The organism is Bernardetia aquimarina (genome assembly GCF_042180575.1).
Taxonomy (GTDB): Bacteria; Bacteroidota; Bacteroidia; order Cytophagales; family Bernardetiaceae; genus Bernardetia.
Genome location: NZ_CP170094.1, coordinates 3,251,035 through 3,275,646, shown reverse-complemented (window position 1 = coordinate 3,275,646; position 24,612 = coordinate 3,251,035). Strand labels below are relative to the sequence as shown.

The following is a 24,612-nucleotide window of genomic DNA, read 5'->3' as shown; positions in this document are numbered from 1 at the left end:
CATCAAAGAAGTATAGGCATAAAAAAAACCATTTTAGAAATTAATCTAAAATGGTTTGTGTCAAATGAATGACTTTGTAGCGAGAACAGGACTCGAACCTGTGACCTCCGGGTTATGAGCCCGACGAGCTACCAACTGCTCTATCTCGCGCCGTAATTGGTACAACCTAAGCCTATTTGCCCCGATTGTTTTACAAAGGTACAAAAATATTTTTAATCTGCAAGTATTTATTCAAAAAAAAGCTATTATTTTTCGTAAAAAATGTAGATTACAGGTTTTTATTGATTTAAAAGGCTTTTCTCAGACTAAAAAGATTAAAAAAATAATAATTATACTGCATTATTCTATAAAAAAAGCGAACTTTGTAGCATGAAAGAACTTGACTTAGATGCCATTTTGAATGCTGGCAAAGAATCTGAAAATCATAAAGCTGGTTTTGTAGCCTTGGTTGGAAAACCAAATAGTGGCAAATCTACACTCATGAATACCGTTTTGGGTGAAAAATTAGCCATCGTAACACACAAAGCACAAACTACTCGCCATCGTATAATGGGGATTTTGAATAGTGAAGACTATCAAATTGTGTTTTCGGATACTCCTGGTATTATTTCTCCAAAATATGAGCTTCACGAAAAAATGATGCGTTTTGTAGAAAAATCATTAGAAGATGCTGATGTTATTTTGTTGGTTACTTCGCTTGATGAAAGTCATGACGAAGAAGATGCTATCCAAAAACTTAGGAAAGCATTAGAAAAAAAGAAAATTCCTGTTATTGTTCTATTAAACAAATCTGATTTAGTCAATCAAGAAATTATTGATGAAAAAATTGCTCGTTGGAAAGAAGTCCTAAACCCACAAGAAATCTTGCCAATGTCTGCTTTAGAAGGTTTTGATGTCAATGAATTGCTAGAGCTTATCTTAAAATACCTTCCAAAACATCCTGCTTATTACGACAAAGAAATGCTGACCGACCGTCCAGAGCGTTTTTTTGCTGCCGAAATTATCAGAGAAAAAATATTTTTAAATTATGACCAAGAAGTTCCTTATTCTACCGAAGTAGGAGTGTTGGAATTTAAAGATACACCAAAAATGTTGCGTATTCATGCTGAAATTCATGTGGAGAGAAAGTCTCAAAAAGGTATTTTGATAGGAAAAGATGGAAGCGCACTCAAAATTATCGGAACAGAAGCACGATTAGACATGGAAGCATTCTTTGGTAAAAAAGTTTTTTTACAGCTTTATGTTCGTGTAAGTGAAGACTGGCGCAAAAAAGCAAACAAACTAAACTGGTTTGGCTATAAATAAAGTAAGACCTGTCAAAGCAGCGAAGCTAACTTAGATTTTAGAAGTCAGAAGTAATAACATATAATTTATTCCTAATTCCGAATATCTAATCCCTAATTCCCATTTCCCAATATCTAATTCCTAAAAAATGAAAGATTCTAATTTCCGTATTCCGACAACTCATTCTGATAAAAATGTTAAAGTAGAAATGACTGGTTCATTAGCTTCTATTAAAGAAAGCGAACGCCAACTTTCTAAATTTATTATTGACAAAAAAACATATTTTGTTCTTACTCAAAGTGATATTGATAAACTAGAAGATGGTGGTTTTGGTGTAAAAGGCTATGCTGTTTGGGTTTTTGAAAATGAAGCCAAAGAAGAAAATTATGTAGGAAAAATGATAAATATAGGAGGAAAAGAGCCTGAAATGGAAGCAAAAGAAGAACATCAAAAATATGTTTTTGTAGTCTTAGATGTGATTAGAGAATGGGTTAAAAAGTAACTGTGAATGATAAATTGCAAATTGTAAATGTATAGAAATAGCTTTATTCCCTTATTGATTTTACTGTTTTTTTGTTTTTTATCGGCTTGTCAGTCTGATACGAAGCAGTTTGTCGAAACATTACCTCCTTTGCCTGACTCTGTTACGACGATGACGACGAAGCAAGTACAATTTCTCAATGAGCAAATCGAACAAAGTGAAAATACAGACAACAAAGAAAACACAGCTCATTATTATTACAAACGAGCTTCTTTGTACTTATCTTCTGGAAAAGAAAATATTGCTTTAGATGATATTGAAAAAGCAATTTCTTTAGACAGTACAAAAAGTAAATATTATTTTGCTTTGGCAGAGGCTTATCAGCAAAGAAACGAACCTCAAAAAGTTTTAGAAGCAGCTCAAAAAGCCATTGATTTGGGTTTTACAGATTTAGAATTGTATCGTTTGTATGCCTATTCTGCCTTTACTCAAAAAAAATGGTCAGAATCTTTGAGTGCTTTTGAAGAAATTGCAAAGCGAACAGGAGAAAAAACAGAAACGCTTTATTATCAAGGGATGATTTGGAATAAGAAAAATGATACTACAAAGGCAATTTCATTTTTGAGAAAAGCGATTGCAAAGGATAGCACCTATATTCCTGCTTACACCGAAATTGTCAAAACCTATAATACATCAGAACTTCCAAAAAATGCATGGAAAGAAGCCCAAATTGCTTTTCAGAAAACAAATTATAATTCTTCAAAAAAAATAATTAGTACATCAGATAATAAAATTCGTTCTCAACTTTCTCTTCATTATGGCAATACTTGGCTCAACTTAAATAAACGAGATAGTTCTATTGTATGGTACAGAAAAGCTATTAAACAAGATTCTACTTTAGATGAGGCTGCTTTGCAAGTCGGAATTTATATGTTTGAGAAACGATATTATCCACAAGCAGAATATTATTTCAAAAAAGTTATTGAGCAAAAACCATCTCAACATACAGCTAACTATTTATTAGGGGTTTTGTATGAATACAAGCTCTTCGAACCAGAAGATAAAATAAAACGTTTCGAAATGGCTCAAAACTATTTCCAAAATGCTTATAAAGCAGATACTTTAAAAGCAGATTATAAAGAATCTATAGTCAGAATAGAACGAAAAATAGAACGAGAAAAATACAAACTTACTCCTGAGTATGCCGAACAAATGAAAAGACTTCGACTAAAAGAACAACAAAGACAAGATTCGATTGGAAGACTTATTCTAACAAATCCTATTTTTTAAATCTAAATAAATCCAAGAGTTTGTAATAAAATGAGGATAATCTGTACTTATTAAGTCAAAGAAAAATTATTTCTCAACTAACTATTTTTATTTATGCAATCTGCAATTCGTTATGGTTTAATTTTAGGTGTTCTAAACATTCTATTAGCTGTTTTTGGTTATATAATGGGCGTAGAGTTCGCAATGAGTTATTATGCTATTATTTCAGGTATTGTTTCTATTGGGGCAATTATTTTTGTTTGTATGCGTATCAAAAAGGAAAATCAAGGAGTTATCAAATATTTTGATGCTGTCAAAATGGTATTTGTTGCTTTGATGTTAAGTTATGTAATTGGGGCTTCTTATAATTATGTCTTTAATAATTTTGTTGCTCCAGAATATACAGAACAAATAGCGAAAGAATCATTAAATAAAGCAGAGTCTCTCATGGAAAGCATGGGAATGCCAGAAAGTGATATAGATAAAGCCATGGAAGAGGCTCGTATAGAATCACAAAAAAGTCTTGAAAACCCATTGATGCCATTTCTTCAAAGTATTATGGTAGGTGCAGTTGTTCTTTTTGTAATTGCTCTCTTAGCAGCTATTTTTGTTCAAAGAAAGCCTATAAATGGAGAGTTTTTATATGATGAAGAAATATTAGATGATAGTACTTCCATGTAAAGAAAGCTGGTAATAGTAGAAATTGTTCAATTTGCATTTTACAGTAAAAACAAATTTTCCATAGAGCAACAAACTACTGTTCTATGGATTTTTTTATACTAAAATTTCAATTCAAAAAATCGTTGTAAGAATTGAATACTTCATCAAAAATATCTTCTAGTATTTTCTTTTGTCTTCGAATACTCAAAACACAAACAGCCGTATGGGCAAGCGTAAAAAGACCAATCAGAATAGCATAGAGGGCATTGATTTTATAAAAGCTAAAATATAAAGTCATACACAGCCCAAAAAATCCCCAAAACCAGATTAATATTCTAGTAAATTTGAATGTTTTGTATTTGATTTGAATAAAACACCCCTTCGAAGTAGCTTCGATAGTTCCTTCTGCTATACTCAAAAAATTGTTGGGTTCTACAACGGTTCTTGAAAGGCGAAATGTATTTTTTTCTATTTGACCTGTAAAACGATAACGCTCATAGTCTTTTTTGCGTTTTGGTTTTTCTCCGTAAGGTTTTGTAAGGTGTTTTAAATGAGCAAGCAAACTATTTTTGTCGAAAGGCAAAATATATGTTCGTTGATTGAGATTCCAATAAAAAGAGTGAGAATGAAAGTTTTCTAACTTCTTCATTTCGTTTCTATTTGACTTTAGTTCTAAATTATTTATTTAGAAACTATCTGATAACTCAAAATTACTTCCTCATTATTTATACATCTTTCTGTTTTGATGTATTGTTTTATTTAACTGACTTTACTTATTTGTAGTTCTTCGAACTCTCCCATTTTAGAGAATTTTTCTGTTCGTTGTTGCTTTAAAGTCTTGCTATCTAATTTTGAAAGTTCTTTTATCATTTCCAAAACAGCATTTTTTACAATTTGCATGGTTTCTTCTTGATGACGATGCGCTCCACCTAGAGGCTCTTCAATGATTCTATCAATCAAACCAAACTTGTGCATATCCGAAGAAGTCAGACGCAAAGCACTAGCAGCCTGTTCTTTATAATCCCAACTACGCCACAAAATAGACGAACAAGATTCAGGTGAAATAACCGAATACCACGTATTTTCAAGCATACAAACTCTATCCCCAATCGCAATACCAAGCGCACCACCAGAAGCACCTTCACCAATCACAATACAAATCACAGGAACATCTAACAAAAACATTTCCTTCAAATTTCTTGCAATCGCCTCACCTTGTCCTCGCTCTTCGGCTTCTATCCCAGGATAAGCACCAGGGGTATCTATCAAAGTCAAGATTGGCATTCCAAATTTATTAGCCAGTTGCATCAAACGTAAGGCTTTACGATAACCTTCTGGATTTGCCATTCCGAAATTACGATACTGTCTTTGTTTGGTATTTCTTCCTTTTTGTTGCCCTATAATCATGACAGACTGCCCATCAATTTGGGCAATTCCTCCAATCATAGCTTTATCATCTCCAAAACCTCTATCTCCATGCAGTTCGATAAAATCATCTGTCAGATGAGCAATGTAATCAAGTGTATAAGGACGGTCTGGATGACGAGAAAGTTGTACACGTTGCCAACGAGTTAAGTTTTTGAAAGTTTCTTTTTTCAAATGATGAATACGCTCTTCTAATAGTTTTACAGCCTGCCCTACATCCATATTATTTTGGGCAGCAAGGCTTTTTGTTTCCTGTAATTTTTCTTCTAATTCAAAAATGGGCTTTTCAAAATCTAACAACATAACAATAAAAAATAAACGGATAAAACTAAATTTAGTAAAATATAAATACTTAAAACTAAAGAGGAATACATCAATTTTTGACAAAACCAACTGCAAATATACTAAAAAAAGAATGAGAAAAAGTTATACGATAACCTACAAAACTACTATCTTTTTAATTTTAGAATTTATTTGACTAAAACGATCTTAAATTTTGAAAAGGTTTTGATAGTTTACTAGGTGCTTTTTCTAAAATGGTATATTGATTTTACTACAAGTTAGCATGAAATGTGTTGATTTTATATAACGACTTTTTTACTCTCTTTAATCAAGAAAATGAAGTTTTAGTCTTTTTATTTAAGACAAAAATAACCTATAAACCTACTAACGTAAAAAAAAATACTTTATAGTGCATAAAATGAGATTTTACCTAACTTTATTTGTTTTTTATACGTTATACCTACTAAATAAGCTACTTTTTTGAAAAAATAAAAAAAATATTGTGTGTATTCTATTTTTCAAACTAAAAAACACGACATTTTTAGCAGAAAACACACATCAAACTCCAATTATTATTATTTTGCTTATTTGCAGTTTACAAACTTTAGGGTTAGTTTTTGCAGTTATTAGACTGAGTAGTAGATTTTTAGATTCTTTTCTTTAGCTATTTTGAAACTACTCTACTATCAAAAAAATAAAAAATTAGCAGTGGTTTTAATCCTTGCTCAGAGTTTTAGACTTTCTCATTTAGACTTAGAAAATTCCAGACAATTAATATTATAGACATCTATTTTCCTATACCTTTTATGCATAAATACTTACAGTTCTCTTTATTCTTATCTTCTCTTCTAATTATTACTTTTACATTCTCTGTAAAGGCACAAGAAGCAATAACTGCTTTTTCGGATGAGGAAAATAACGAAATTTTTCCTTTAGAACCTTTCCAACTTCTTAACTATGATTGGGAAATTGCTCCTATTCCTTCACAATTAAATACAGAAGAAAATAAAGAAGAAGCCATTTTTCAAAAGTATCATTATGCCTTAGAGTATTTTTATGATGAGAATGGAGATTTTAGAGTTTGGGAACTGACACACCATATCGTAAAAATAAATTCAGAAAATACCCTCAAGCAATATAATAAAGTATTTGTTCCTCTTCAAAGTGGTGAAAGATTGGTTAGTTTGAAAGCAAGAAGTATTCAAAATGATGGAAAGACAATAGAAATAGACCTTTCTCAAATTCGTAAAATAGAAGAAAATGGTTTTTTTGCTTCTTCTACTCGTTTTCCTATTGAAGGCGCACAAGTAGGAAGTGATATTGAGTATTTTTATGTGATAGAGCGTTCGGCTTCTCTTTCTGGACATTATATGTATCCAGCTAATGTACTACTCAAAAATGTAAGTTTCGAACTCGTTACTCCTACAAATATTCTTTTTACTAGTAAAAGCTACAATGGACTTCCACAAGCCAAACAACAAAGTGATGCAATGGGAAGAAATTTACTTTCTATTTCTGCTAACAAAATACATACTTCTTCTTCAAAATCTATTCTAGGAGAAGGAAATTTGATGCGTTTACATTATCGTTTTTCACACGTTTTGGCTGATGAAAAATATGCTGATAATAGTTGGGGAAATATTGCCAATGGTCTTGCTTCAGTAGTTTATCCATTGAGTTTGAAAGATGAAAACAGACGTATCAATTCTATTTTAGAAGAACTTGCTGCAAATAAAACGTCCTTATTACCACAAGAACAAAAAATAAAAGCGATTGAAGATTATATCAAAAATCATATTCGTATAGATGAAAATGTTAGTCATGACTCTTATTCTCTTCTGACTTCTTTAGAAACAGGAATGAGTGATAGTTATGGTGTTTTGCGTTTGTTTGGTGCTTTCTTTCAAAATGCAGGAATCGACCATCGTTTGGTAGGAACTTCTGATAAAAAATATTTTGCATTTGATGAAAGTTTTCCATCTTGGGACTTTATTCACGCTTATTTGTTTTACTTTCCTTCTCTGAAAAGCTATTTAATGCCTACTGAGATCAATTATCGTTATGGATATATTCCTTATTCTCTTATCAATAATAAAGGTATTTTTGTAAAACCACCAGTAATTTTGGGAGAAGATATTGTTGCTTATTCAGATATTCGTACTATCAATTTTGTTCCTTCTCAAAGTCATACTAATACACATTATAAGGTAAGTTTTGAAGATGAGTTGAGTACTACAAAAATCAATTTAAAAAGAGAACTTACAGGATATGCAGCCATAGATTATCACGCTTATTACTACTTATCTGACGAACCTGAAAAAGCTGTTGCTAGTCGTTTTGATATTCGTGCAGGTGAAGCTATTCCAGAACGTGTTGATATTACGACCATAGAAAATCATTATTATGATGCTGAAACTGTTCGTATGGATTTATTCAAGGTAGAAGGTAAAATCTCTTCAAATACACTTGTAGAACAAGCAAACGAAACATTTTTATTCAAATTAGGAAGTCTTTTGGATGCACACCCAAAATCATATACACAAAAAGGAAATGTAGAAAAAGGTTATCCAGAAGAATTCAAAACTGTTATTGAAATAGAAATTCCAGAAGGATATTATATCAGAAACTTCGAATCACTCAAAAAACAAGTTTGGAATGTAGAAATGGGGCAAATGCTTATGCACTTCAAAACAGAAGCTATTATCAAAAATGGCGTTTTGACAGTAGAGATAACAGAATTTTATAGAGATGGGATTCAAACTAAAGAACAATTAGCTGCCTTCGAACGTATCAACTCAGCATCAATAAATTTTAGTAATGCTGTTGTGATGATTCAGAAAATGAAATAAAAATAATATAGAATAAACAGGAAAATATAAAAGTAAACTCCCCTTTTAATTTTATTATAAAACTTATATTTCAATCCTACAAAATAACCTTTTGTAGGATTTTTCTTTATCAAAAAACAATTTAGGAATAAAAATTAATTAAAGCACTCTTTTACAAAAGTTAAGCTATTGATAATCAGTAATTTAATTTCGTAATTCGTAATCTTTAATTCGTAATCGTTCCTTACTCTCTATTGCTTACAATTTCTCCCAAAATAGCTAGTAATTCTATTAATTCAGGAATTTTTTCGCCTTGTGCTGCGTGTTCGAAAGACTGCATTAAATTATGAAGCATTCTTCTCAAAATTGCCAAATTATCACAGGGAGAATAAAAAACTTCATTTTGAGGTAGCTTTAATTGTTTGAGATAATTATCAATGTCTTGTTTGGCAAAAATAACTCCTCTGTTAAAAACATTGATATAAAAAGTAAGTTCTTCAGATTTGTAAGTCAAAACAAAAAGATTAGGCAAATTGACACCAAAAACAGGTAATTTGAGTTTTTGAGCAATTAACATATAAACAACTGCCAAACTGATAGGGTTTCCTTTTTTAGATTCCAAAACTTGATTTATCATGGAATTATTGACCGAGTGAAAGTTATTTACATTTGCTTTAAAGGCTAATTTTTCAAAGAATATACTATTCAACCTTCTTATTTGGTCAATAGGATGTTGAACGTTTTGGAAAGCCACCCACGTTTCAAAATAAAGCTGTTCTACTTTTGTTTGAAGTTCTTCAAAATTCAAATCTGGATATTGATAGGTTGCCAAAATCCATAAGCCTTTTAATAAATCATCTTGCTCATTTTGATACCAATTTTGTAGTTTTTTCTTCAAAAGACCAAACTGTAAGGTATGCAAAATATCTTCAATTCTACTTTGAAGTTTGGGGTTAAAACTACTTGTCCAAGAATCTTCTAAAAATGGAATAATTGATTGTCCGATAGACAAAATTTTATTTTCTACATGGGCTAAAACTTGTGTATCATCGTCTTCTAAAAGAGAAATTAGAGCTTTTAATTCTTTTTCATTCAAGTTATTATTTACTGAACCTGTATTTTGTTCTTCCATACTTTTTGTTTTAATTTTTATAATTATCTAAACTCAAAATATAGGACAATCATACTAAATTTGAATAGTTTATTTTTGTGATAAAAAATAGAATTTTTCTTATCTTATTTTTCTATGGTTAGTGATTTTATATTGTTGTCTTAATAATCTTCCTAATATTTTGGGCTTAATTTTATGTGGTGTTTAGCAGATTTCGACACCTTTGTAAATATAATCAATTCTTTCTACAAGAAGAATTAGGCTTTGAATTTTCTAATGGCACACTCTCAGATACTCTTGTACACACTTTATTTTGTCAAAATGAAAATATAGTCTTTCATTTTGATAAAATGAATTGTATTTTTTATTTATGAAACTCTTTAAAAAATGTCCTTATGAACTTTTAAATGCCTTTTTTAGTCTTTTTTGATATATTTTTGTAGTTCGGCACAAGACATGAATATAGTATAGGTACTTATAAAACTATATTACCAATTTTTTAAACTCCCTTTTTTATTATGCGTTTGCGTACCAAACTTTTTGCTGGACTAATACTGTTATTTGTAGTGATTTCACTATTAGCAGTTATTGGTGGGTATGCTGTATATAAATTAGACGAAAATTCAGAAGAAATTCTTGCAGATAACTTTTCTTCGGTAGATTATACTGTTGAGATGCTCAATTCACTTGATGAACTTAGAGCAGCACAACAAACTATGTTGTATGACCCTAATTATTCTCCTCAAATAAAAACAAATTATAAGGAAGCTAAAGCCAACTTTGAAAGTAATTTTGAGTTACAAGCAGCTAACATTACTGAAAAAAATGAAGCTAAATTAGTAGCTAAACTTAACGAAAAATATGAAAGTTATATATCTAATTTTGAAACAGCACAAATCGATAAGAATTTATCAGTAGCTTTTTATAACAAAAAAATAGAGCCTATTTATCAAGAAACTAAAGATCAAGTATTAGTTATTTATACGCTCAACAAAAATGCAGTCTTGGCTCGCCATGCGTATGCGAAAGAACTTGCCAACAATAACTCTATCTTTATTATTACTTTAGGATTACTTAGTGTCGGAATTACATTTGTATTTATCTTGTATTTTCCTATCTATATTACAAGACCTCTTGCTCGTCTAAAAGAAAAACTACAAGCTGTTGCTAATTATGATTATTCTCAACAATTACAGATAAAATCAACCGACGAATTAGGAATGCTTGCTTCTACCTTTAATACAATGGTAAATCGTTTGAAAGAATATGAAGAGTCATCAGTAGCTCAATTAAGGTACAAAAATCAGCACACACAAGCTGTCATGAATCAGTTGCAAGAAGGTGTTTTGGTATTGGATGAAAATTTAAAGGTAGTTGCTATCAATAACCTGTTAGCACATTTGATGCAAGTAGGACAACCTAAAGACTGGAGAGGCAAATATGCACCTGACATGGCTCTCAAAAGTAATTTGATGCGAAAGTTAATTGCACCTACTCTAAAACCTCATTCATTAGATAGTCAAGCTCTTCAACCTTCTGAAACAAATCTAATCAATGAAGCGCAAGAAGAGTATTCACGCCTTTTGCGTATAGAAGACCATGAACAAGAATATGTCTATCAAATAACTCAACAAAGGTTTTATACAAATAAGACTAGAAACAAACAATTTGCAGGTTATATTATTACTGTAAAAGAAGTAGCTGAAAATCAGCCTCAAATTAGTCAAATGCAAACAAATTCATTCCTCAATCAATTAGAACATAATTTGATAGAATGGAAGAATAATGAAGAAAATGAAAAATCTCTTCAACACATAAAAAATCTTATAGATACTACTCAAAAATTTAATAGCACGTTGAATGGAAGGCTCAATATTACTTATTGATGATGAAGAACAATTACTAAAACTCTTCACACGAACTTTAAAATTAGAGGGATACGAAATTACACAGGCAAAAAATATTGCTGAAGCATTCAAAGCATTAGAAAAAGATGACTTTGAGCTTATTCTGACTGATGTAAAACTACCTGATGGCGATGGTGTAGAAGCTACCAAAACCTACAAAGACAAGTATCCAAATACAGAAATAATAGTCATTACAGCTTACGGAACTATAAAAGATGGCGTAAAAGCTATTCAAAATGGGGCGTTCAATTATCTCACAAAAGGTGATGATAATGATCGCCTTTTGCCGTTGGTAGCTAATGGAATTGAAAAAGCTAGATTGCAACAACGCCTAAACAGAATTACAGATAAAGCACAAAGTAATTATGGTTTTAGTGCTGTAATAGGAGAATCAGATAGTCTCAAAAAATCAATTACACTTGCAAGAAGAGTTGCTCCAACACCTACTACTGTACTTCTGACAGGAGAAACAGGAACAGGAAAAGAAGTTTTTGCACAAGCTATTCATTATGAAAGCGACCGAGCAAAAGAGCCTTTTGTTGCCCTAAATTGTAGTGCATTTGCACCACACCTTTTAGAATCCGAACTTTTTGGTTACAAATCAGGAGCTTTTACAGGAGCTAACAAAGACAAACGTGGGCTTTTGGAAGAAGGACATAGAGGAACAGTATTTTTGGATGAAATAGGTGAAATGCCTTTAGAACTCCAAGCAAAAATATTGCGTTTCCTAGAAACAGGTGAGTTTATAAAAGTAGGAGATACCAAAACTACCAAAATTCAAACCCGAATTATTGCTGCCACCAACCGAGAATTATTGAAGGAAGCAGAAGAAAATAAATTTCGATTGGATTTATATTATCGTTTGGCAGTCTTTCAAATTCATTTACCACCTCTTGTAGAACGTGGAAGAGATATTGAATTACTAGCACGTTTTTTTGTAAAACATTTTTCAGCTAAAATGGGAAAGAAAAGTCCTACAATAGAACAAAACTTCATAGAAAAACTACAAACATATAGTTGGAAAGGAAATGTAAGAGAACTTAAAAATGTCATTGAAAGAGCTGTAATTATGTCTGATGATTTGCTTACTCCAGATGTTTTATTATTTGGACAGACAGGAGCAACCAACGGAACTATAATTACACCTCTTACAAGTCTCGCCGAAGTAGAAAAACATCACATGAAACGAGTTTTAGCACACACAGAAAACAATAAATCCGAAACTGCTAAAATATTAGGCATTGGACTCACGACACTTTATAGAAAAATGCAAGAATACGAATTGGAGAAGTAATTTTTCTGTTTAGATTATTAGAAATCCCCTTATTTTGATATAGAATAAGGGGATTCGTTTTGGTTGTTTGACAATTTTGGAAGTCGTCAGTGAGGACATCATAGTCGTAAGGTTAATAATGAAAACAGGGTTAAAACCCTGTTCAATTGAAGAAAACAATTCTGAAATTATGAATTGGACAGGGTTTTAACCCTGTTTATGAGATAAAATAAAATTAGCCTCATGGCTATGGTGAGGACACTGACGATTTTTTACCCATTCACAAAAAAGCTATGAAGTCAATAAATAATGAAGAGATAATTGAAATAATTGATTATTCTGATGAACTGAGCGAATGGGTCAAAAAATTGAATTCTGAATGGCTAGAAAAATATTTTGAACTAGAAAAAGGAGATGTAATTTCGCTTTCGAATCCCAAAAAAGAAATTATTGATAAAGGGGGATATATCTTTTTTGTGAAACTTAAAAATGAAAAACAAGCAAAAATTATAGCGACTGCATCACTATTAAAAAAGACAGATATGACCTTTGAATTGGGTAAAATGGCTGTTACTAGCACAGAACAAGGCAAAGGAATAGGTAAATTACTTTTAAAACATTGCTTAGACTTTGCCAAAGAAAAGTCTATTTCTATTGTTATTCTTTATTCGAATACTCAGCTTCAATCAGCCATTCATCTATATAAAAAAATAGGTTTCGAAGAAGTTCAATTAGAAAAAGGTCTTTATCAGCGTGCAAATATAAAGATGCAGTTAGACTTAATAAATTATAGTTCGTAAATTTTAATTCATAAATTTCTACAACTATTTGGAAATCAACAAGAAAACCTCTAATTTTGCAAACCTATTAAAATAGCAGGATAGAGTTTTCGTTTGCAAAAACATACTAGCTTGATACTGAATGATTTTGATAGAAATTAGTTAAATTTTTATAGCAATTTGAATAGATATTTTTATTGAATAAAGTATTATTGGTATTACAAATAAATTATATTCATAATCAGAATAGTTATTTGGTAATTCATAATTCGTAATTCGTAATTGAAATTTCTTTTCAATAAATTTCCAAAAAATGGATTCACTTAGTTACAAAACTGAGTTTGTTACTGCAGAGCAAGGCAAAGAAGACCGTGAATGGCTTATTGTTGATGCTGAAGGACAAACTTTGGGTCGTATGGCAAGTGAAATAGCGAAACGTTTGCGTGGAAAACACAAACCTTCTTACACTCCTCACAATGATTGTGGCGATAGTGTAATCGTTATTAATGCCGAAAAAATCCACCTTACTGGTAAGAAGTGGAACGACAAAAAGATCATTACTCACTCTGGTTATCCAGGTGGTCAGAAAATTTATTCAGCACGCCAAATTTTACAGCGTAAGCCTACACAACTTGTAGAAGATGCAGTAAAAGGTATGTTGCCTCACAACCGTCTAGGACGTGAGTTATTCCGTAATTTGTTTGTGCATGCAGGAAGTGAGCATCCTCATGAAGCACAACAACCTAAAGAAATAAAATTCTAAAGGTAAATCTAAACCATTTAATTTATAAATGAGTACAACTCTTCACACCCTCGGAAGACGTAAGAAGGCAGTAGCTCGTGTTTATATGCAACCCGGCGCAGGAAAAATCACTGTAAACGGTCGTGCTATAGAAGACTACTTCCCAACAGAAATCTTACGTATTATCATCAACCAACCTTTTGTTGTAACAGACAAAGTAGGTGTTTTTGATGTAAAAGTAAACGTAGCTAGTGGTGGAATCACAGGACAAGCAGGTGCTGTTCGTCTTGGTATTTCTCGTGCCTTAGTTGAGCATGACCCAGAGCTTCGCCCAGCACTTAAAGCTGAAGGATTTATGACACGTGACCCTCGTATGGTCGAACGTAAAAAATACGGTCGTAGAAAAGCACGTAAAAAATTCCAATTCAGCAAGCGTTAAGAATTTTCTTTTTGGACAAAATCTATTTGTTAGGTATTTCAAAATACCATACAATTATATATTATTTTTCTCCAAAAATTTATTTTTTCAAATTTCTCAAAAGGCATTTTTGAAAAAATACTAAGCTAAAATAGACTTAGATTCTTAACCTTCCTTTTTTTATTAAAAATAATAATCCCGAATGCGTGGTTCTCGCCTCTACAAAATAGTTGTACTTGTCAGATACTTTCAGACAAATAAAGTTTACAACTTGTACAGAAAAAAGAACCAAAGTTTCGAAATTGATTTACATTCTCCTCACAGAGTAAAAAATTACTATGGACAAAATAGAATATAAAGACCTTTTGGACGCAGGCGTGCATTTCGGTCACTTGAAACGCAAGTGGAATCCAAAAATGGCTCCTTACATCTTTATGGAGCGCAATGGTATCCACATCATTGACCTTAATAAGACTCTCGCCAGTCTAGAACGTACTACCGAAGCCATCAAAGAATTGGCTCGTAAAGGACAAAAAATTATGTTTGTTGCTACTAAGAAACAAGCACAAGAAGTAGTATCACAAGAGGCTCAACGCCTTAATATGCCTTATGTTACAGATCGTTGGTTGGGTGGAATGCTCACTAACTTTGCTACTGTACGTAAGTCTATCAAAAAAATGCAGTCGACAGACCGTATGATTAAAAGTGATATGTACAAAAACTTAGCAAAGCGTGAAAGACTAATGATTTCTCGTGAGCAAGCAAAATTAGAACGTGTATTAGGTGGTATTGCAGACCTTAATCGTTTGCCTTCTGCTCTTTTTGTAGTAGATGTTGTTCGTGAACACATTGCTATCAAAGAAGCAAAACGCCTTAATATTCCTGTTTTTGCTATCGTAGATACAAATGCAGATCCAAACATCGTTGATTATGCAGTTCCTGCAAATGATGATGCTTACAAATCTATCTTACTTCTTACTTCTATAATTGGTAAAGCTATTGAAGAAGGTTTAGCAGAACGCAAAGAAGATCGTGAACAAGCTAAATTACAAGAAGAAGAAAACAAAAAACGTGCAGTTGATGAAGGTAAAAAACCTTCGAAAGCTGTAGCTTCGAAAGCAAATGCTGACGAAGAAGAATAATTTTTGAATTGTGAATGGTAAATTATGAATGATAAATTAACTTCTCATTTTATTTTCTATTCTTCATTATTATTCTACTATAAACTAGACAACGAAAAGTAGATTAGTTAAACCTATAAGGTTTTCAAAAACCTTATAGGTTTGGTTAAAATTACTTTAAAATATAAATTGATTTTATCAAAACAGATTTTGGTTACTTAAAATAGAATTTTAATTTTCGTAATTTTTAATTCGTAATTCGTAATTAAATTCAAAAATTCTTATATCACTATGGCTTTCGAAACAAAGACCAAATTAAAGATTGAGAAGCGTATCAGTGAGCTAAAAACTATCCAGTCAGATTATTTCAAAACGAAAAAATCTGAACGTCCTTCTGAAGGATTGGATACTGCTCGTGAAGAACTCAATCGCCTCAAAACTATTCTTGCTAATTCTTACCGTGGTCGTGAGAATTCTCAAGAAGATACAGATTTTGTAAACTCTAATTTTGCATAATCTTAATTAATGAATAATTACGAATTAAAAATTACGAATTACGAATTTAATTCGTCATTTATAAATTATTTTTAATTAAAAGGTGTTTATTTTTAAATTACTGATTATAGATAGATATATCATTTATGATGACTTCGTAATTCGTAATTCGTAATTGTTTCATAAGAGAGTGATTCGTAACTTTGCAGCTACTAATCACTCTTTTTTTTAATTCGTTTTTAATCGTTCTATCAAGAACACAAAACATACAACAGCAATGGCAATTACGGCAAGTGAAGTAAAAAAACTTCGTGAAATGACAGGTGCAGGAATGATGGACTGCAAAAAAGCTCTTACAGAGTCTAATGGAGATTTTGATGGTGCAGTAGATATTTTGCGTAAACAAGGACAAAAAGTGTCTGCAAAACGTGCTGATAGAGATACATCTGAAGGTGCAGTTTTTATCGAAATTTTCAATAATGACTCAGAAGGCGTAATCGTAGGATTGGGTTGTGAAACTGACTTTGTAGCTCGTAACGAAGAGTTCCAAACATTAGGAAACGAAATTGCAAAACTTGCAGCAGACAAAAAACCTGCTACTTCAGAAGCTCTTTTAGCTTTAGAAACAGGTGGACAAAGCCTAGAAGCTAAGATTACTGACTTTGTTGGTAAAATGGGCGAGAAAATTTCTATCGTAGGGTATAATCATCTTTCGGCTGACAAATTATCTGCTTATATTCACTCAAACGGTAAAGTTGGTGTTTTGGTAGCAATGGATAATGCAGGAGATGCTGATTATGATGCTATTGGAAAAGATTTGGGTATGCAAATCGCAGCTATGAATCCTGTTGCTCTTAATGAAGATGGTGTTGATCCTAAAGTTACTGAGCGTGAAATGGCTATTGGTGTAGAGCGTGCAAGAGAAGAAGGCAAGCCAGAAAACATCTTAGACAGAATTGCTCAAGGTTACGTAAAAAAATACCTTCAAGAAAATACATTAATGAACCAAGCATTTGTAAAAGACCCTAAACTTACGATTGCTCAGTATGTAAAAAATGAAGGAAAAGGAATGGAAATTAAAGCATTTGAACGTGTATCAGTAGGTGAATAGCTAACTGATTCATTGGTTTGTCAAACAAAAACAGCTTGTTTTCTTAGACAAAATACACATTTGAATTATATAAATGAAACACTAAACTTTTAAAGTTTAGTGTTTTTTTATGTAAAAAATGTCCCTTCCTAAGTAGTGTTACACAAGCAAACTGAAAATAGTTTTATTGTTTCTCTACAATATCAAAAGACATTTCAGTAGTTTTTCCATTTTCTATCAAAACTATTTTGTAAGTAGAAGTTGGTAAATAATACTTTTCATTATCTGATTTAGAAATAATAAAAGGTTTTTCTTTTGTTGATAATAATTTTTCTAATTTTTTAGCAACTTCCTCATTTATTGTCAAGTCATAGTTCCAATAGTTCAAGCCTTTAGTAACGTCTATTTTTTCAGAATGAAGAACAGTATTGTTCTTATCCAAAATACGAAGTTCTACATTTGATTTTTGAGGAGTAAAGAAAATGAATTTTTGGTCTTCTTCCTTTGGCTCAGAATTTCCAAACCATTTGCTCCAATAACTTTTACCCCAGTTTTTATTGAAGGTAATTTTGTTTTTATCTAGGAAGAATGATTTTTCTTTATCCATTTTAGCTAGACTTTGCAAAGGCACAATATCCACTACAAAAAGTGAACGTCCATGAGTTCCGACAACCAAATGATTTGCCACAGGTTGAACTGATAAATCATGAACTGCCACTCTAGGAAAATCTTTACCCAAAGGCATAAAAGAAGTTCCTGCATCCAAAGAAGCGTATAGATTATGGTCTGTTCCTACAAAAAGTAAATTTTCATTTTTGTAATCTTCTCTAATTACATTTACAGATTCTAAAGGAAGGTTTTTACCTATTCTTTCCCACATTTTGCCAAAATCATTCGAAACAAAAATAATTGATTCAAAATTATCAAAACGATAACCATTCAGAGTAACATAAACTCGTTCCATTTTGTGTTTTGAAGCCTGAACACGACTTACCCAAAAGTTTTTGTACTTCGGAAATTCTTTGAGATAATTTTGTGAAATATTCTCCCAACTAAAACCTGCATCTTTACTAATGTGAACCATCCCATCATCAGAACCGACATACAAAAGACCAAAACGCAAAGCAGATTCATCAATCGAAGTAAGTGTATTATAAGCCACATCACCTGTTTTTGCCTCTTCTTTATTTGCACCTCTAGTTAAGTCTTCTGAAATAGTTTCCCATGTTTTTCCTTGGTCAAACGAACGGAGAACATGGTTTGAACCCATATACAAAATATTTTGCTGGTGTTTTGAAAGATGTAAAGGTGTTTGCCAGTTGAAACGAAACGGTTTTTGTCCTAATTTGTGCGAAGGCGTAATGTAACTAGATTCCCTTGTTGTTTTATCAATCTTATAGCAGTTTCCAAATTGATAACACGTAAAAACGGTGTTGTTATCTCTAAAATCAATTTCTACTTGCATTCCATCGCCACCCAAAAGTCGTTTGTATGGATAAGCACCTTCTTGCTGCCACACATCTGAATATTCGTATTGATGTGAAGCTGTCCAAACGCCATTATCTTGCAAGCCACCATAGACATTATACGGCTCTGCTCTATCCGTCGCAACACTATAAAACTGTCCCACAGGAATAGAATTTGACTTTGACCAAGTTTTTCCATCATTATAAGAAATATTTATTCCTCCATCATTTCCGTTTATTAAATGTCCTTCTTGTTTTGGATTAATCCATAAAGCGTGATGGTCTGCGTGAACGTTATCACCATTTATGCTTCTCCAGTTTTTTCCACCATCATCACTTGTAAGAATTGGAACACCTACGATATAAAGTTTTTGAGGATTATTTTGAGAAACTCTCACTTGTCCGAAATAATATCCATACGAATAAACTACTTCGTCGATGCTTCCTTCGTGTGTTTTTTGCCATGTTTTGCCTTTGTCTTTTGAAAGGTAGAGTTCTAAACCTTTTACTGGTGTATCGAATAAACGAGAATTGGCATCTCCCAAAAACTCTACTAATGCTTTTGGTTCTAGTTTTCCACCTTTAATTTGAGATTTTACAAAAACAGCATCATATTTTTCTGGAAAACGATTTTCTTTCAAATAGGCTGTTATTTCTTCATTAGAAACTTTCAAAAAGTCTTCATTTTTCATTGCCAAAATCGCATCTTTTGTAAGTGTTGATTTTTTATCGTCTTTTTTAGTTTTGTCTTTCGGTTTATGGTCTTGATTATCCAAACACGCATAAATCCAATTAGGGTTTGCCTTCGAAATCGTCAGCCCAATTCTTCCAACTCCTTCTGAAACAGGAAAACCATTTTCTTTTATAGTTACTCTTGACCAGTTTTCGCCACCATCATCCGAACGATAAATTCCACTTCCCATTCCAGATTCTTCAAAATTCCAAGCTGCTCTATGTCTTTGCCAAGTTGCAGCATAGAGAATATTTGGATTTGTTGGGTCAATAATTAAATCAACTGCACCTGTATTTTCATCAACAAAAAGTGTTTTTTTCCATGTTTTGCCTCCGTCTGTTGTTTTATAGATTCCTCGTTCTTTATTTTTGGAGTATAAATGACCGAGTGCAGCGACCCAAAGCGTATTTTTATCTGTTGGATGTAAAATTATTCTGCCGATATGTTGAGATTCATTTAATTCTGTATCGCTTTTGTGTTCCCAAGTCTTGCCCATATTGTAGGAAGCATATATTCCATCGCCTGAATACGACGAACGAGAAGAATTATTTTCGCCTGTTCCTATCCAAATCGTAGAATCTTCCCACGAAACGGCAATATCTCCAATAGACATGACTTTTTGGTCTTGAAATAAAGGCGTAAAAGAAGTTCCGTTTGTGTTGGTGTGCCAAAGTCCACCCGAAGCAAAGGCTGCCAAAAACTCCGTTGGATTTTTTGGATTGACTGCAATATCGACAACTCTTCCACTCATAATTGTTGGTCCTATGGATTTGATAGGAACATTTTTGAGCCAAGAATCTTCTGAATTGATTTTATTTTGAGAACTGATACGATTTTGAGCTGTCGTAAATTCTAACTCAATATCTTGTGAAAAGGCTAGATTTGAAAATAGAATAAAGAGTAAAAGTGTAAGGAAATATTTTTTCATGTTCGTTTGATTAAGGTTTTTTGAATCTGTATTTGATTAGTCAAATACAATTTGCAAACAAATTTGTTGCTTCGAAAAACTCAAACTCAATTCAAATCATTTTTCTTTTTTTTTAACAGAAAAAACAAAAAAAAAGCCTAGCATCTCTTATGAAATAACTAGGCTTTTAAAAATTATTTTGTTTTAGAAATTATTAGTTTACTGTTTTTGTACCAATATAAATATTTGTAATGTTTTGTACATATTCTGCACTGGTTACTTTGATGGTTATGATATTGTCATTACGATAAATATCTACATCATTGTTATTAGTAGAATAACGTACTGTTCCATCACTTTCAGTTTCTTTGTCTGTAATTTTCACGACAAGATTTTTTGTAAGAGCTTCACTATCTCCTTTATTAGATAGCGTGATTACATTGATTGCTCCTTCTACATTTACATCTCCTGCAAGACTTTCATACGTACCTGGGAGATCATCAGCATAATTTACTACATCATCTTCATCACAAGAAGTAAAAGAGATAGCCATAAAAGCAAGCACAAAGAACATTAAAATTTTGTTCGTTTTCATAAAGATTGAAGTTTAGTTTAAAAAATAAAGGTTAAAAAATAAGTAAATCAAGCAGAAAAAAATAGCTTGATTTACATCTATATAAACCAAGCTATTCTAAAAATGTTTTAAGAAATATAATTTTGCTTATCAAGAAAGCCATTTAACCACTTCTGAAAAAGTCTGAAAATATTGATAGGGAATCATTTCTGTAAATTTTTTGGTAAGACTTTCTGTTTGGTTTTTCATACTAAAACGTCCAAAAACATCTTTAGGGACAATGACAGCCATTTTTGCATCTTTTTGTGCAACTTCTAAAAGTTTTGGATAAAACTCTTCTAATACCCATTCATTTACTTTTGGATGAACAGCTTGCCTTTCAGTTTGGTCAATAATCCAATGTGTGGCATTTTTATCTTGATAAAACTCTAAGGCTTTTCGCATTGCCTTTTTAAAGTCATCTAACATAACAAAACCTTTCCAATAAATATAGATAGCCGAATGGATAGTATCGTGGGAAATCTCCACATTGGACTGTTTGTATAATGATTCTTTTGACATAATAGTAGTAAAATTAATAGCTGGTAAGTTGTTTTAAAATAGTCATTAAAAGGCAGTAGAAAGAGCTAAAAGAAGTAGAATAATAAAAAGTAATATTACGAAAGAAAGAACTCCTCCTACTAGAGCCAATACTAAGGTATATGTTTTATCAAACTTTTCATCATCATCATTCAATGCTACACTGACACCAATAATTCCACTAATTATTGAAATAGGTAATAACAAAAAAGCTAAAGGAAGTAGATAGCTAAAAATAGCATACATTGCGCCTATTGCAATCGCTGCTACAAAAATTCCTAGAGCTAGTACAGCTCCAAAAATGGCTAGATAAGCAGCCCAATGTATCTTTTTAGTTGAATCTTTGATTCCTTTTTTTCTATTTTCTTTTCTTATTTTTTTATTGGCTTTGTGTTGCTCTTTGAGGTTTTTCCAAATCGCTTTTCTGAATTCTCGACGCTGCCGTCTTTTTATTTTTCGTTGTTCTTTTGTTGAGTTTTTTTGTTTTGTTGGCTCTATATTTTTTGGTTTTATATCCTTACCAGAATGATTCGTCGAATTACTTTTTTTAGTTGTACTAAGGTTATTAGAAGATTCTTCAGAAGAAAAGTCAAATGAAAAACCTAAAGAGTAAGCGTTTGAGCTGCTAGAAAGACTTATCAATAGTGATAAGAGCGATATTAGAATAAGTGTACGCATAACTTAAAAGAGATGTTTAAAAAATAGAATCTAAAAAAATAATAAACTAAAAATAATTCTTTTTTTGATACTTTCTCAGTTTTTTTGAAAGAATTTATAGTTGATGTTGCAAAAAAAATATCTTTATTGAAGTAAAGATATTTTTAGAACAGATTTACAATTATTTCTTACAAACTATTATTCAAACGCTGTTTTTGAAATTCTTTTATTCCTTTATCCAAAAACGCCTTAAACTTCTTAGTACTTACTCTACCTACTGGAGCAACTAAAGGCTGGTGTGTATAAGGATTGATTAAGAAATAATTTGGTTGAGCATTCTGCCCAAAACGACGAATCTGAAAATCTGCATTTCGCTTTCCAACAGTTTCTATTTCTTTATTATTTCTAGCCGAAATATATTTTTCTTCCTCTGTCAGTTCTTGGCGTTCATCTACATAAAGCGCAACTATGGTAAGTTCATTTTTTAACAAAGGTAAAATTTCGGATTGATTCCAAACTGATGCTTCCATTTCTCTACAATTTACACAACCATGTCCTGTAAAATCAATAAAAAGTGGCTGATTTGCTTTTTTAGCTGCTTCTATCGCTTCAAAATATTCAAAATGTCCTTCTAAGCCGTGAGGCAAATGCAAAATATCTGAATACTTTGCTTTACCATTTATGTCTGCTTTTTCTTCTCCTCTGATAAGTGCAACCAAATCAAATTCGTTTGTGCTTTGTGGAGGTAAATATCCCGAAAGTGGACTTAGTGGCGCACCAAACAAACCGGGCATTAGGTATAAAAAGAATGCAAAAGAAGCAATCGCCATCAAAAGTCTTCCCACTCCTAATTTTTCGACAACACTATCATGTGGCAAGCGAATTTTTCCTAATAAATAAAGTCCCAAAAAGAAGGATGCTGACATCCAAATTACGATATAAATCGGACGGTCAAGGATTCCCCAGTGATACACTTGGTCGGCTACACTCAAAAATTTGAACGCTAAAGCTAATTCTACAAAACCTAAAACTACTTTTACTGTATTGAGCCAACCTCCAGACTTTGGAAGGCTAGAAAGAAGTGATGGAAAAATAGCAAAAAGTGTAAAGGGCAAAGCAAAAGCAAGTGAAAAAGCAAACATTCCCAAAACAGGTTTAATCACTTCACCATTAGCAGACATAACCAAAATACTTCCTGCAATCGGTCCAGTACACGAAAATGAAACCACGACGAGTGTAAGAGCCATAAAAAATATTCCAATATATCCTCCTTTATCGGCTTGTTTATCAATATTATTTACCATTTTGGAAGGCAAAACAATATCAAAAGCTCCAAAAAATGAAATTGCAAAAACTAGAAAAACTGTAAAAAACAGAACATTTGGAAACCAATGTGTAGCCAAAATACTTGCTGCATCATCTCCCATAAAACGTGAAACAATAAAACCAATCAGTGTATAAAGTCCAACAATAGAAAAGCCATAAAACATAGCACGAGCAATTCCCTCAAAACGGTTTTTACTTCGTGTCGTAAAAAAAGAAACTGTCATCGGAATCATAGGAAAGACACAAGGAGTAAGCAAAGCAACCAAACCACTCAAAAAAGCAGCTATCATAAATCCCCACAAACTCTCACTTTCGCCTCCTAAATCTGTCGTAACTTCTGGTAATTCTTTAAATGGGTCGCCTGCTGGAATGTAGTTTTTAGTATTATCTAGTGTTACAACTTCAGTTTTTGTAACTTCTGTACTTGATGGAGTTGTAAAGAGAGAAGTATCATTTCCTACTATTTCAATTACATTTGAGTCTTCTGTATTTTGATTATTTTCCTCATTTTTATCAATATTGGCAGTAGTTGGCGTTTGATTATTTTTTTTTTCTATTTTCTCATTCTTTCCATCTTTATCATCTATTTTTTCTGTCTTTGTATTGTCTGTTGGTTGTCCTGCTTGTACTTTTATATTGAATGTAAATTCAGGTTCTTGCATAATACATTTTCCTGATACTTCTGAACACTCTTGATATGTCAAAGTCGTTTTGATGGTAGCAGTAGGCTTTAAAATCTTTACAACTTGATAGAATTTACCTTTTTTGACAAAATAAGTATAATCTCCCCCCCAAAGGTCGTCATATTTTTTCTTTGGATTAACAGCTTTAAAATCTCCAACTGCTTCAAAAGCATCACTTTTTTCAAAAGCTAATTCAGCTACAATAGGACCTAATAATTTATCAAAATCAGATGAATAGACATACCAATCTTTATCAATATCTACTTCAAAATAGAGTTTTATTGTTTCGCCTACTTTTATGTTTGATAAATCGACAGGTTCTGTATAAGTTTTCCACTTCGAATGCTGTTCGATTTGAGCAGAAGTACTGGAACAAGAAGAAAAAAGTAAGATAAAAACTGCAAAAAATACAGTTGGAAAGGAATAAGGAGTATATTTTTTCATAAAAGTCTACTAGTTCAGATAAGAAGAAAACAAATGAATACATTATCATACGTTTGTTTGAAACCCTAATTTACGAAC

General features: G+C 31.9%; 21 protein-coding genes and 1 tRNA gene. 13 read left to right on the top strand and 9 right to left on the bottom strand.

Features of this window, described 5'->3' with window-relative positions; translation table 11 throughout:
• Nucleotides 1-77: 77 nt before the first annotated feature.
• Nucleotides 78-150, bottom strand: a tRNA-Met gene (locus ACE193_RS13965).
• 219 nt (nucleotides 151-369) lie between these two features.
• Here ACE193_RS13965 and era point away from each other — a divergent pair.
• The 4 genes from era (at nucleotide 370) to ACE193_RS13945 (ending at nucleotide 3,715) form a co-directional block, all read left to right on the top strand.
• The gene (gene era / locus ACE193_RS13960) at nucleotides 370-1,305 is read left to right on the top strand and encodes a GTPase Era (RefSeq protein WP_375558839.1); all 936 of its coding nucleotides are present in this window, start codon (nucleotides 370-372) and stop codon (nucleotides 1,303-1,305) included.
• A 127-nt stretch (nucleotides 1,306-1,432) separates the two neighbouring features.
• Complete coding sequence (locus ACE193_RS13955; RefSeq protein WP_375558838.1) at nucleotides 1,433-1,786, top strand: hypothetical protein; 354 nt, start codon at nucleotides 1,433-1,435, stop codon at nucleotides 1,784-1,786.
• Nucleotides 1,787-1,813: 27 nt separating this feature from the next.
• Nucleotides 1,814-3,055 carry a tetratricopeptide repeat protein gene (locus tag ACE193_RS13950; RefSeq protein ID WP_375558837.1) on the top strand — a complete coding sequence of 414 codons (1,242 nt, stop codon included), beginning with the start codon at nucleotides 1,814-1,816 and terminating at the stop codon, nucleotides 3,053-3,055.
• A 93-nt stretch (nucleotides 3,056-3,148) separates the two neighbouring features.
• Nucleotides 3,149-3,715: a DUF4199 domain-containing protein gene (locus ACE193_RS13945; protein WP_375558836.1), complete on the top strand. Its 567-nt coding sequence runs from the start codon at nucleotides 3,149-3,151 to the stop codon at nucleotides 3,713-3,715.
• Between the two features lie 106 nt (nucleotides 3,716-3,821).
• On the opposite strand, the gene ACE193_RS13940 is transcribed toward ACE193_RS13945, so the two are convergent.
• Entirely contained in the window at nucleotides 3,822-4,343 is a 522-nt protein-coding gene (locus tag ACE193_RS13940) for a hypothetical protein (RefSeq protein WP_375558835.1), read from the bottom strand.
• 110 nt (nucleotides 4,344-4,453) lie between these two features.
• Nucleotides 4,454-5,422 carry an acetyl-CoA carboxylase carboxyltransferase subunit alpha gene (locus tag ACE193_RS13935; protein ID WP_375558834.1) on the bottom strand — a complete coding sequence of 323 codons (969 nt, stop codon included), beginning with the start codon at nucleotides 5,420-5,422 and terminating at the stop codon, nucleotides 4,454-4,456.
• 785 nt (nucleotides 5,423-6,207) lie between these two features.
• Between ACE193_RS13935 and ACE193_RS13930 the strand changes: the two genes are divergently transcribed.
• Complete coding sequence (locus tag ACE193_RS13930) at nucleotides 6,208-8,250, top strand: DUF3857 domain-containing protein (protein ID WP_375558833.1); 2,043 nt, start codon at nucleotides 6,208-6,210, stop codon at nucleotides 8,248-8,250.
• A 223-nt stretch (nucleotides 8,251-8,473) separates the two neighbouring features.
• Here the strand turns inward: ACE193_RS13930 and ACE193_RS13925 are convergent, their stop codons facing one another.
• On the bottom strand, nucleotides 8,474-9,361 hold the full coding sequence (locus ACE193_RS13925) for a transglutaminase-like domain-containing protein (protein WP_375558832.1): 888 nt from the start codon (nucleotides 9,359-9,361) through the stop codon (nucleotides 8,474-8,476).
• Nucleotides 9,362-9,858: 497 nt separating this feature from the next.
• Between ACE193_RS13925 and ACE193_RS13920 the strand changes: the two genes are divergently transcribed.
• The 8 genes from ACE193_RS13920 (at nucleotide 9,859) to tsf (ending at nucleotide 17,186) form a co-directional block, all read left to right on the top strand.
• Nucleotides 9,859-11,226 carry a HAMP domain-containing protein gene (locus tag ACE193_RS13920; protein WP_375558831.1) on the top strand — a complete coding sequence of 456 codons (1,368 nt, stop codon included), beginning with the start codon at nucleotides 9,859-9,861 and terminating at the stop codon, nucleotides 11,224-11,226.
• Nucleotides 11,201-12,541, top strand: coding sequence for a sigma-54-dependent transcriptional regulator (locus tag ACE193_RS13915; protein WP_375558830.1), 1,341 nt, complete (start codon nucleotides 11,201-11,203; stop codon nucleotides 12,539-12,541). The genes ACE193_RS13920 and ACE193_RS13915 overlap by 26 nt, the downstream gene beginning before the upstream one ends.
• Nucleotides 12,542-12,813: 272 nt before the next feature.
• Nucleotides 12,814-13,320 (top strand): GNAT family N-acetyltransferase, encoded by a 507-nt coding sequence (locus ACE193_RS13910; RefSeq protein ID WP_375558829.1) that lies wholly within the window; start codon nucleotides 12,814-12,816, stop codon nucleotides 13,318-13,320.
• 292 nt (nucleotides 13,321-13,612) lie between these two features.
• Nucleotides 13,613-14,062 carry a 50S ribosomal protein L13 gene (gene rplM / locus ACE193_RS13905; RefSeq protein WP_375558828.1) on the top strand — a complete coding sequence of 150 codons (450 nt, stop codon included), beginning with the start codon at nucleotides 13,613-13,615 and terminating at the stop codon, nucleotides 14,060-14,062.
• Between the two features lie 28 nt (nucleotides 14,063-14,090).
• Complete coding sequence (gene rpsI, locus ACE193_RS13900) at nucleotides 14,091-14,480, top strand: 30S ribosomal protein S9 (RefSeq protein ID WP_375558827.1); 390 nt, start codon at nucleotides 14,091-14,093, stop codon at nucleotides 14,478-14,480.
• Between the two features lie 317 nt (nucleotides 14,481-14,797).
• A complete protein-coding gene (gene rpsB / locus ACE193_RS13895) occupies nucleotides 14,798-15,601 on the top strand; it encodes a 30S ribosomal protein S2 (protein WP_375558826.1) in 804 nt (267 codons plus the stop codon).
• Nucleotides 15,602-15,871: 270 nt separating this feature from the next.
• Entirely contained in the window at nucleotides 15,872-16,096 is a 225-nt protein-coding gene (locus ACE193_RS13890; RefSeq protein WP_375558825.1) for a hypothetical protein, read from the top strand.
• A gap of 256 nt (nucleotides 16,097-16,352) precedes the next feature.
• Nucleotides 16,353-17,186: a translation elongation factor Ts gene (tsf, locus tag ACE193_RS13885; protein ID WP_375558824.1), complete on the top strand. Its 834-nt coding sequence runs from the start codon at nucleotides 16,353-16,355 to the stop codon at nucleotides 17,184-17,186.
• 163 nt (nucleotides 17,187-17,349) lie between these two features.
• Here tsf and ACE193_RS13880 read toward each other — a convergent pair whose 3' ends face one another.
• The 5 genes from ACE193_RS13880 to ACE193_RS13860 form a co-directional block, all read right to left on the bottom strand.
• Nucleotides 17,350-20,292, bottom strand: a complete 2,943-nt coding sequence (locus ACE193_RS13880; RefSeq protein WP_375558823.1) for a WD40/YVTN/BNR-like repeat-containing protein — start codon at nucleotides 20,290-20,292, stop codon at nucleotides 17,350-17,352.
• Nucleotides 20,293-20,485: 193 nt separating this feature from the next.
• Complete coding sequence (locus ACE193_RS13875) at nucleotides 20,486-20,866, bottom strand: hypothetical protein (RefSeq protein WP_375558822.1); 381 nt, start codon at nucleotides 20,864-20,866, stop codon at nucleotides 20,486-20,488.
• A 129-nt stretch (nucleotides 20,867-20,995) separates the two neighbouring features.
• Nucleotides 20,996-21,406 carry a hypothetical protein gene (locus tag ACE193_RS13870; RefSeq protein ID WP_375558821.1) on the bottom strand — a complete coding sequence of 137 codons (411 nt, stop codon included), beginning with the start codon at nucleotides 21,404-21,406 and terminating at the stop codon, nucleotides 20,996-20,998.
• 45 nt (nucleotides 21,407-21,451) lie between these two features.
• On the bottom strand, nucleotides 21,452-22,102 hold the full coding sequence (locus tag ACE193_RS13865) for a hypothetical protein (RefSeq protein WP_375558820.1): 651 nt from the start codon (nucleotides 22,100-22,102) through the stop codon (nucleotides 21,452-21,454).
• Between the two features lie 167 nt (nucleotides 22,103-22,269).
• Nucleotides 22,270-24,534, bottom strand: coding sequence for a cytochrome c biogenesis protein CcdA (locus tag ACE193_RS13860; protein ID WP_375558819.1), 2,265 nt, complete (start codon nucleotides 24,532-24,534; stop codon nucleotides 22,270-22,272).
• Nucleotides 24,535-24,612 lie beyond the last annotated feature (78 nt).

What these genes read in the sequence shown, in the direction of transcription:
- tsf (WP_375558824.1), top strand. Translation starts at nt 16,353, where the DNA reads ATGGCAATTACGGCAAGTGAAGTAAAAAAACTTCGTGAAATGACAGGT.
- rpsB (WP_375558826.1), top strand. Translation starts at nt 14,798, where the DNA reads ATGGACAAAATAGAATATAAAGACCTTTTGGACGCAGGCGTGCATTTC.
- ACE193_RS13935 (WP_375558834.1), bottom strand. Translation starts at nt 5,422, where the DNA reads ATGTTGTTAGATTTTGAAAAGCCCATTTTTGAATTAGAAGAAAAATTA.
- ACE193_RS13865 (WP_375558820.1), bottom strand. Translation starts at nt 22,102, where the DNA reads ATGCGTACACTTATTCTAATATCGCTCTTATCACTATTGATAAGTCTT.
- ACE193_RS13940 (WP_375558835.1), bottom strand. Translation starts at nt 4,343, where the DNA reads ATGAAGAAGTTAGAAAACTTTCATTCTCACTCTTTTTATTGGAATCTC.
- ACE193_RS13945 (WP_375558836.1), top strand. Translation starts at nt 3,149, where the DNA reads ATGCAATCTGCAATTCGTTATGGTTTAATTTTAGGTGTTCTAAACATT.
- rpsI (WP_375558827.1), top strand. Translation starts at nt 14,091, where the DNA reads ATGAGTACAACTCTTCACACCCTCGGAAGACGTAAGAAGGCAGTAGCT.
- rplM (WP_375558828.1), top strand. Translation starts at nt 13,613, where the DNA reads ATGGATTCACTTAGTTACAAAACTGAGTTTGTTACTGCAGAGCAAGGC.
- ACE193_RS13955 (WP_375558838.1), top strand. Translation starts at nt 1,433, where the DNA reads ATGAAAGATTCTAATTTCCGTATTCCGACAACTCATTCTGATAAAAAT.
- ACE193_RS13910 (WP_375558829.1), top strand. Translation starts at nt 12,814, where the DNA reads ATGAAGTCAATAAATAATGAAGAGATAATTGAAATAATTGATTATTCT.
- ACE193_RS13870 (WP_375558821.1), bottom strand. Translation starts at nt 21,406, where the DNA reads ATGTCAAAAGAATCATTATACAAACAGTCCAATGTGGAGATTTCCCAC.
- ACE193_RS13860 (WP_375558819.1), bottom strand. Translation starts at nt 24,534, where the DNA reads ATGAAAAAATATACTCCTTATTCCTTTCCAACTGTATTTTTTGCAGTT.
- era (WP_375558839.1), top strand. Translation starts at nt 370, where the DNA reads ATGAAAGAACTTGACTTAGATGCCATTTTGAATGCTGGCAAAGAATCT.
- ACE193_RS13930 (WP_375558833.1), top strand. Translation starts at nt 6,208, where the DNA reads ATGCATAAATACTTACAGTTCTCTTTATTCTTATCTTCTCTTCTAATT.
- ACE193_RS13880 (WP_375558823.1), bottom strand. Translation starts at nt 20,292, where the DNA reads ATGAAAAAATATTTCCTTACACTTTTACTCTTTATTCTATTTTCAAAT.
- ACE193_RS13920 (WP_375558831.1), top strand. Translation starts at nt 9,859, where the DNA reads ATGCGTTTGCGTACCAAACTTTTTGCTGGACTAATACTGTTATTTGTA.
- ACE193_RS13950 (WP_375558837.1), top strand. Translation starts at nt 1,814, where the DNA reads ATGTATAGAAATAGCTTTATTCCCTTATTGATTTTACTGTTTTTTTGT.
- ACE193_RS13915 (WP_375558830.1), top strand. Translation starts at nt 11,201, where the DNA reads ATGGAAGGCTCAATATTACTTATTGATGATGAAGAACAATTACTAAAA.
- ACE193_RS13925 (WP_375558832.1), bottom strand. Translation starts at nt 9,361, where the DNA reads ATGGAAGAACAAAATACAGGTTCAGTAAATAATAACTTGAATGAAAAA.
- ACE193_RS13890 (WP_375558825.1), top strand. Translation starts at nt 15,872, where the DNA reads ATGGCTTTCGAAACAAAGACCAAATTAAAGATTGAGAAGCGTATCAGT.
- ACE193_RS13875 (WP_375558822.1), bottom strand. Translation starts at nt 20,866, where the DNA reads ATGAAAACGAACAAAATTTTAATGTTCTTTGTGCTTGCTTTTATGGCT.